At 74.6% G+C, this 7,466-nt stretch carries 10 protein-coding genes; 6 read left to right on the plus strand and 4 right to left on the minus strand.

Annotated elements, in window-relative coordinates; genetic code table 11:
• Positions 1-77: 77 nt before the first annotated feature.
• On the plus strand, positions 78-1,277 hold the full coding sequence (locus GTW08_RS28000; protein ID WP_253068962.1) for a class I SAM-dependent methyltransferase: 1,200 nt from the start codon (positions 78-80) through the stop codon (positions 1,275-1,277).
• Here the strand turns inward: GTW08_RS28000 and GTW08_RS28005 are convergent.
• On the minus strand, positions 1,274-1,714 hold the full coding sequence (locus GTW08_RS28005; RefSeq protein ID WP_073577832.1) for a VOC family protein: 441 nt from the start codon (positions 1,712-1,714) through the stop codon (positions 1,274-1,276). The genes GTW08_RS28000 and GTW08_RS28005 overlap by 4 nt on opposite strands.
• A gap of 193 nt (positions 1,715-1,907) precedes the next feature.
• On the opposite strand from GTW08_RS28005, the gene GTW08_RS28010 reads away from it, so the two are divergent.
• Both GTW08_RS28010 and GTW08_RS28015 read left to right on the plus strand, forming a co-directional pair.
• Positions 1,908-2,921 carry an NAD(P)-dependent alcohol dehydrogenase gene (locus GTW08_RS28010; RefSeq protein ID WP_304580202.1) on the plus strand — a complete coding sequence of 338 codons (1,014 nt, stop codon included), beginning with the start codon at positions 1,908-1,910 and terminating at the stop codon, positions 2,919-2,921.
• Entirely contained in the window at positions 2,918-3,475 is a 558-nt protein-coding gene (locus GTW08_RS28015) for a hypothetical protein (RefSeq protein WP_083659027.1), read from the plus strand. Before GTW08_RS28010 ends, GTW08_RS28015 begins: the two co-directional genes overlap by 4 nt.
• A gap of 50 nt (positions 3,476-3,525) precedes the next feature.
• Here GTW08_RS28015 and GTW08_RS28020 read toward each other — a convergent pair whose 3' ends face one another.
• The 3 genes from GTW08_RS28020 to GTW08_RS28030 are packed head-to-tail and all read right to left on the minus strand — an operon-like array spanning position 3,526 to position 5,527.
• Positions 3,526-4,269, minus strand: a complete 744-nt coding sequence (locus GTW08_RS28020; protein ID WP_073577833.1) for a hypothetical protein — start codon at positions 4,267-4,269, stop codon at positions 3,526-3,528.
• Positions 4,266-5,171, minus strand: coding sequence for an ABC transporter ATP-binding protein (locus GTW08_RS28025; RefSeq protein WP_073577834.1), 906 nt, complete (start codon positions 5,169-5,171; stop codon positions 4,266-4,268). Before GTW08_RS28025 ends, GTW08_RS28020 begins: the two co-directional genes overlap by 4 nt.
• Positions 5,168-5,527, minus strand: a complete 360-nt coding sequence (locus tag GTW08_RS28030) for a GntR family transcriptional regulator (protein ID WP_062404114.1) — start codon at positions 5,525-5,527, stop codon at positions 5,168-5,170. The genes GTW08_RS28025 and GTW08_RS28030 overlap by 4 nt, the downstream gene beginning before the upstream one ends.
• 122 nt (positions 5,528-5,649) lie before the next feature.
• Between GTW08_RS28030 and GTW08_RS28035 the strand changes: the two genes are divergently transcribed.
• From GTW08_RS28035 to GTW08_RS28045, 3 genes are read left to right on the plus strand one after another with little or no spacing between them, the layout of a single operon-like run.
• Complete coding sequence (locus tag GTW08_RS28035) at positions 5,650-5,976, plus strand: ArsR/SmtB family transcription factor (RefSeq protein ID WP_073577835.1); 327 nt, start codon at positions 5,650-5,652, stop codon at positions 5,974-5,976.
• Positions 5,973-6,476: an SRPBCC family protein gene (locus GTW08_RS28040; RefSeq protein ID WP_083659028.1), complete on the plus strand. Its 504-nt coding sequence runs from the start codon at positions 5,973-5,975 to the stop codon at positions 6,474-6,476. Before GTW08_RS28035 ends, GTW08_RS28040 begins: the two co-directional genes overlap by 4 nt.
• Positions 6,477-6,518: 42 nt before the next feature.
• On the plus strand, positions 6,519-7,466 hold the full coding sequence (locus GTW08_RS28045; RefSeq protein WP_304580203.1) for a DMT family transporter: 948 nt from the start codon (positions 6,519-6,521) through the stop codon (positions 7,464-7,466).

The following is a 7,466-nucleotide window of genomic DNA, read 5'->3' on the forward strand; positions in this document are numbered from 1 at the left end:
CGCCCGCCGGTCCGCGGCGGCCGACGCCGGTGCGGGCACACGACGGTGCCGGGGACGGCGCCGTGGACACTGTCGTCGTGGACGACGATCCGATCGCCCGGCTGGAGCGGCTCGCCGGGCCGGAGGGGACGGCGCTGCTGGAGCGGCTCGCCGTCGCCGACCGGGACGGTGACGCCGCGCTCCGGCTGGGGACCGCGCTGCGCCGTGAGCACGACGCCGGGCTGGTCGCCGACGCGATGGCCCAGGCCGGGCTGCGGGACCGGGCCGCCCGCAAGTTCGCACGGGCCGCGCGGATGTGGTTCACGCGCGACGGGCTGGAGCAGGCGTCGTCGGAGGTGATCGCGCGACACCGGGCCGCCCGATTCGCCGGGCGCGCGGTCGTCGACCTGTGCTGCGGGATCGGCGGCGACCTGGTCTCGCTGGTCGCGGCGGGCCACGAGGTCACCGGCGTCGACCTGGATCCGGTGCACCTGTGGATGGCCGACCGCAACGCGGCCGTGCACGGCGGCTCGGCCCGGACGGTGCGGCGCGACGTGCGTGACGCCGACCTGTCCGGCACCGACGGCGTGTTCGTCGACCCGGCCCGGCGCACCGGCGGTGGCCGGATGCGGACCGGCGAGTCCGAGCCGCCGTTGGGCTGGTGCCTGGAGCTGGAGCGGCGAGCCGGCGCGGTCGGGATCAAGGCGGCACCGGGGATCGACCACGACACCGTCCCGCCGGACTGGGAGATCGAGTTCCTCGCGCTCGGACGCGAGCTGAAGGAGGCCTGCGCCTGGTCCCCCGCGCTGGCCCGCGCCCGCACGCGCGCCACCGTCGTCGACGACGACGGCGTGCACGAACTGCAGGGCGAGCCGGACCCGCCGGACGGGGACACCGGGATCGCGGTCGGCGAACCGGGCGTCTGGCTGCTCGACCCGAACCCGGCCGTCACCCGGGCCGGACTGGTCTCCGCGCTGGCCCGGGCCACCGGCACCGCCCGGATCGACCCGCGGATCGCCTTTCTCACAGGCGACGACGAGCCCCCGGCCACGCCGTTCGCGCGGCCGCTGCGGGTGCTCGACTCCCGTCCGTGGGACCAGAAGCGGCTGCCCCGGCTGCTGCGCGAGCTCGACGTCGGCGCGGTCGACGTGCGGCGCCGCGGCCTGGCCGGTGACGTCGAGGCGATCGCCCGGAAGCTGCGCGGCCGCGGGTCGCGGCACGCCACCGTGGTGATGACCCGGGTCGACGACCGGCCGTGGGGCCTGGTCTGTGTGGACCCCCGCCGGGGCAGCTCCTAACCGCGGCCGGGGAAGTGGATGAACTCCAGCGCGATGCCGTCCGGGTCGCGGAACTCCAGCGTCGCGTAGCCGGTCGGGTCGGTCCGGTCGACGACGCCGCCGTGCGGCACGGTGAGGCTGTCCAGCCAGGCGGCCCAGGCGTCGAGGGTCGCGCGGTCGGCGACGCCGAACGCCAGGTGGTCGAGCGCGCCGCGGGGGCCGCCGCCGTCGCCGTCGGCCGGGGCGTGCAGCTCGATCATCACTCCGGTCACGACGTCGAGGAGCAGCGCCGCCTTCTCCGACGAGCCGTCGGCGGCGTCGTGGTGCGGGAAGGTCATCGGCAGCCGTTGCAGCCCGAGGACGCGCTGGTACCAGAGTGCACTGGACTCCACGTCGGTCACGGCCGCCGCCACGTGGTGGAAGCCGGTGACCGCCGGTCGTTCGATGGCCGAGCCCATGGGCGTCCTTCTCGTCGCCGGCCACCCGCGGGGCGGCCGGTCCTCCCTCTCGTCGCGGAGCAGTACACCACCGGCGGACCTCCCGGGGGCGGACGACGTCCGCCGGAATGATCGACCGTGCGCGCACCGGTACGTCCGGCGCGGTCGGCGCACCGCGTTGCCCGGCCCGCCCGTGCGTGCCACCGTCGTGCCCGTGACGACGATCGCCGAGGTGCCGGAGTCGATGCGGTGCAGCGTGCTGCGTGCCGCCGGTGAGCTGGAGGTGCAGCGGCGACCGGTCCCCCGGCCCGGTCCGCGGGAGGTGCTGGTGCGGGTGGCGGCGGTCGGCACCTGCGGCTCCGACGTGCACTACTTCCGGCACGGCCGGATCGGCGACTTCGTGCTGCGCGAGCCGATGGTGCTCGGGCACGAGCCGTCCGGGCTGATCGTGGGTGTCGGGGAGGGCGTCGACGCGCGGCGGATCGGCGAGCGCGTCTCGCTGGAGCCGGGTGTGCCCTGCCGTCGCTGCCGGTACTGCCACACCGGCGCCTACAACCTGTGCCCGGACATGGTGTTCTTCGCGACCCCGCCGGTCGACGGCGCGTTCGCCGAGTACGTGACGATCGCCGACGACTTCGCCCACCCCGTCCCCGAGCACGTCTCCGACGACGTCGCCGCGCTGCTCGAACCGCTGTCGGTCGCGCTGTGGGCGAACCACAGGGCGGGCACCGGGGTCGGGTCGCGGGTGCTCGTCGCCGGGGCGGGGCCGATCGGGCTGCTCGTCGCGCAGGTGGCGGCGGTGCAGGGCGCCGCCGAGGTCGTCGTCAGCGACCCGGACCCGGCGCGCGCCGCGCTGGCCCGCGACTTCGGCGCGACCGACGTCGTCGCGCCGGGTGCCGACGTGTCCGGTGTGGACGCCTTCGTCGACTGCTCCGGGGTGCCGGCCGCGGTGCTGGGCGGGCTGCCCGCGGTCCGGCCGGGAGGCGCCGCGGTGCTGGTCGGGATGGGTGCTGACGAGATGACGCTGCCGGTGTCGATGCTGCAGTCGCGCGAGATCACCCTGACCGGCACCTTCCGGTACGCCAACACCTGGCCGACGGCGGTGCGCATGGCCGCGTCGGGCGCGGTGGACCTGGGCCGGCTGGTGACCGGGCACGTCGACCTCGACCACGTCGGCGACGCCCTGTCCCCCGACGCGTCGCAGGTCAAGGTGGTCGTCCGGCCGTGAGGGCGGTCGCGGACCGGGGCTGGACCGACACGGTCGCCCGGCTCGTGCACGCCGCCCCCGCCGGGCCCGCCGGGAACCGGCTGGTCACCGTGGACGGGTTCTCCGGGGCCGGGAAGTCCACGCGGGCCCGCGAGCTCGCCGACCGGCTCGGGGCCCCGCTGCTCGAGATCGAGGACCTGTGCCCCGGCTGGGACGGGCTGCCCCGGGTCCCGGCGCTGGCCCGGCGCGGGATCGGTGACCCGCTGGCGGCCGGTACGACGCTGCGCTGGACGTCGTGGGACTGGGTGCGCGACCGGCCGGGACCGGAACGCACGCTGGAGCCGGCGGCCGTCGTCGTGCTGGAGGGGTGCGGGAGCGGCGCGGCCGAGCTGGCGCCGGTGACCTCGCTGGCGATCTGGGTGGAGGCGTCGGCGGACGAGCGGGAGCGGCGGCTGCGCGGGCGGGCGGACTGGCCGGGCTACGCCCCGTACCGCGACGGCTGGCGGCGCGCCGAACAGGAGCTGGCCCGTTCCGGTGGCGCACCGGAACGGGCCGATCTCGTGCTGGCCGGCTGAGGGCCCGGCACCACCCCCCACGAGGGTGCCGGGCCCCGCCGGGTCCTCCGTCAGGGAGTCGCGCGGCGCAGCACCAGGTACCCGGCCCCCGCCGCGACCGCGGCGAGGATCAGCGGATAGCCGGCGAGCAGCGCCCACGTCGGCGTCTCGACGAAGAACCGGCCGAACGCCCCCCAGGCGTTCTGCCAGGTCAGGAGCACGATCCCGGCGGCGACCACCAGCACGGGCACCAGGGCCGCGCCCCAGACCCCGAGCTGTCCCCAGCGCCGGAATACCGCACCGAGCAGCACGAACACCAGTCCGATCGTCAGCAGCGGCACCCAGTACACGAGCACCTGGGTGACCGGGTTCGACTGCCCCATGAAGCCCATCTCGAAGAACTGGACCCGCAGACCCCAGCCGTCGGTGGCCCGTTCGACGGCCAGCAGCACGCTGAGCCCGACCGCGCTGACCAGGGTCTCCGCCGCCACCAGCAGGACGGTGCCGAGGTAGAAGTGCCGTCGCGTGATGCCCAGGCTCAGCGCGAACGGCATCACCTGGGTCATCAGCGCGAGATAGGTGCTGCCGAGGATGAAGAAGAACGACGTCAGCGCGCCGATGTACCCGGCCTCCACATCTCCGCCGTTGCTCCTCACGACCCACCAGATGGTCTGGTGCAGCACGAAGACGACGGCCAGGATCAGCCACGCCACCCCGAACCGGCGGCCCCAGTTGACCGTGCCCATCCGGATCGCGGCACGCACCCGGGCGGATGTGCTCTCGACCGGGCTGCGGTCGGCGGTGACGGCGGTCATGACAGGACCTCCTGGGCGACGCCGGTGCCCGGCGCCGCGCTGTGCTGGGTCGTACGGACGACGAGCTGCTGCAGCGAGACCGGCTCGAACTGCAGGTTCGGCTCGGCGGGGCCGGTGCGGGTCGGCGCGACCCCGGAGAGGGTGACGCGGAGGAAGCCGCCGAGGCGCTCCCGGTGCAGCTCGGTGTGGCCGCGGGCGAACCGCTCGACCGACTCGGCGGGCCCGGAGACGGTGACGGCCCGGCCGCGCAGCGCCTCGGCCTCCTCGTCGATGAGCACGCGGCCCCGGTCGATCAGGACGACGTGCTCGATGAGGTCGGAGACCTCGTCGATCAGGTGCGTCGAGAGCACGACGGTGCGCGGGTGTTCGGCGAAGTCGGCGAGCAGGTGGTCGTAGAACATCTGCCGGGCGACGGCATCGAGGCCCAGGTAGGGCTCGTCGAAGAAGGTCAGCGGGGCCCGCGAGGCCAGTCCGATGATCACCCCGACCGCGGACTGCTGGCCGCGCGAGAGCTTCTTGCAGAGCCGGGTGAGCGGGAGCCCGAACTCCCCGACGAGCCGGTCGGCGAAGGCCTGGTCCCACTGCGGGTACACGCTCGCGGCGGCCCGGAGCGCGTGGTGGACCCGGTACTCGTCCGGGTACTTCAGCGACTCGCGGATGAAGCAGGTGCGGGCGAGCACCCGGGCGTTCTCGTAGGGCTGCTCGCCGAAGATCTCGGCGCGCCCGGAGGTCGCGAAGTTCTGCGCGGTGAGGATCTGCATCGCGGTGGTCTTGCCTGCGCCGTTGCGGCCGAGCAGCCCGTGGATGCGGTTCTCCTCCAGCGTGAACGTCACGTCGTCGAGCGCGGTCACGTCGCTGTAGCGCTTCGTGACGCCGTGCATGGCGATCACGTCGGTGCTCATCGGTCGTCCCCCCAGACGTCGATCATCTTCTTGAGCTGCTCGGGGTCGATGCCGAGCTTGCGGGCCTCGGTGACCAGCGGAGCGATGTACTGCCGGGCGAAGTCCTCGCGGCGGCTCTCCAGCAGCCGGGACCGTGCCCCCTCGGCGACGAACATGCCGATCCCCCGTCTCTTGTAGAGCACGCCCTGCGTGACCAGCTGGTTGAGACCCTTCGCCGCGGTGGCCGGGTTGATCCGGTGGAAGGCGGCGAGCTCGTTGCTGGACGGCACCTGGGTCTCCTCCGGATAGGTCCCGTCCACCACGGCGGACGCGATGTCCTCCGCGATCTGCGCGAACAGCGGGCGTCCGTCGTCGATCACGGCGACCTCCCGGTGCCGTAGTGCAGTGGTTCATTAGTCATGTAATGAACCATAGCGGCGAGGCGTCGATCCGTCCAGCGGGCTACTATTTCCGTTCAGAGTTATATAAACTCGGAGTTGTGAAAGCGTTCGACGTGCTGGGCGACCCCGTCCGGCGGCGCATCCTGGAACTCCTTGCCGGGGGCGAGCGGACGGCAGGGCGGGTGACCGAGGTCGTCCGCGCCGAGTTCGGGATATCGCAGCCGGCCGTCTCCCGACACCTGCGCGTGCTGCGGGACAACGGGTTCGCCACCGTCCGGGCGGAGGGGACCCGGAGGCTCTACGCGGTCGACCCGTCCGGGCCTGCCGCGGCCGAGCAGTGGCTGGCCGGGCTGCGCGGCTTCTGGACGCAGCGGCTCGACGCGCTCGACACCGAACTGGCCCGTGGATCGAGGAGGAACCCGTGACCGATACCGGAAGCCGTGCCGGGGAGGTGGTCCGCGGCACCGACGGGCGTGCCGTGCTGCGGTTCCGCCGCGTCCACGACGAACCCGTCGCCGACGTCTGGTCGGCGGTCACCGACCCGGACCGCTGCGCGCGGTGGTTCGGGCGGTGGAGCGGCGACGGGCGGCCCGGCGGCACCGTCGAGCTCGTCCTGACCAGCGACGAGGACGGCGGCGGCGCCCCGTCCACCGTGCTCGTCCGGGACTGCGAGCCCCCGCACCGGCTGGTCGTCGACATCCGGGAGGGTGACGGCGAGCCGTGGGAGCTGTCGGTGACGCTCACCCCGGACGGCGGGGGCGCCGTGCTCGTGTTCGAGCAGGTGCTGCCCGACGGGTTCTCCCCGGCCGACGCCGGCCCGGGCTGGCACTGGTACCTCGACCGGCTCGCCGCAGTCCTGGCCGGGGCACCGATGCCGGACTGGGAGGCGACCCTCGCGGCGACGGCACCGTACTACCGGGGCTGAATTCGGTGCAGGCCGAAACGTCCGGCGCCTAGCGTCGTCGCCGTGACGGGAACAGGGATGCGGGTCGCCGCGGCGGCCGGGGTGACCGTGCTGGCGTGGGCGTCGGCGTTCGTGGCGATCCGGGCCGTGGGGCCGGCGTTCGGCGCCGGTGCGCTCGCGCTCGGACGACTGGCGGTCGGCGGGGCCGCGCTCACGCTCGCCGTGCTGGCATCGCGGTCCTGGGTGCGGCCGACCGCGCGGGAGTGGCTGCTGATGGTGGTGTGCGGGGTGAGCTGGTTCGCCGTGTACAACGTCGCGCTGAACGCGGCCGAGGAACGCCTCGACGCCGGGACCGCAGCGATGCTGGTGAACGTCGGACCGATCCTCATCGCGCTCTCCGCCGGCGTCGTGCTGCGGGAGGGCTTCCCGCGCCCGCTGCTGACGGGCGCCGGGATCGGGTTCGCGGGGGCCGTGCTGATCGGGTTCGCCACCTCGGGCGACGGCCCGGCCGGTGCCGGGGGCCCGGTGGGCGCGCTGCTGTGCCTGCTGGCCGCCGCGACCTGGACGATCGGGGTGCTCGCCCAGAAGCCCGTGCTCCGGCGCCTGCCCGCGGTGCAGGTCACCCAGGTCGCCTGCGTGGTCGGAGCGGTCGTCACGCTGCCGTGGGCCGGCGACCTGGCCGACGGTCTCGGCACGGCGTCCGGGCCGGAGATCGCCGGGATGGTCTACCTCGGGCTCGTCCCGACGGCGCTCGCGTTCGGGACCTGGGCGTACGCGCTGTCGCGGACCGACGCGGGACAGCTCGGCGTCACCACCTACCTCGTCCCGACGCTGGTGGTGCTCATGGCGTGGCCGGTACTCGGGGAGCTGCCGCCGCCGCTGGCGCTGCTCGGCGGCGTGCTCGCACTGACGGGGGTGGCGCTGTCCCGCTACCGGGGGCGGACGGCGCGGGAGAGCCGGGTCGCGGCGGGCGGGGTGCCGGGGCCCGGCGGGGACCGGGGCCCGCGGTGA

The sequence above is a fragment of the Pseudonocardia sp. SID8383 genome (genome assembly GCF_009864975.1).
GTDB classification, from domain to species: Bacteria; Actinomycetota; Actinomycetes; order Mycobacteriales; family Pseudonocardiaceae; genus Pseudonocardia; species Pseudonocardia alni.

Bases quoted from the DNA above. Each gene is read 5' to 3' on its own strand.
- GTW08_RS28005 (WP_073577832.1), bottom strand. From the start codon at position 1,714: ATGGGCTCGGCCATCGAACGACCGGCGGTCACCGGCTTCCACCACGTG.
- GTW08_RS28020 (WP_073577833.1), bottom strand. From the start codon at position 4,269: ATGACCGCCGTCACCGCCGACCGCAGCCCGGTCGAGAGCACATCCGCC.
- GTW08_RS28025 (WP_073577834.1), bottom strand. From the start codon at position 5,171: ATGAGCACCGACGTGATCGCCATGCACGGCGTCACGAAGCGCTACAGC.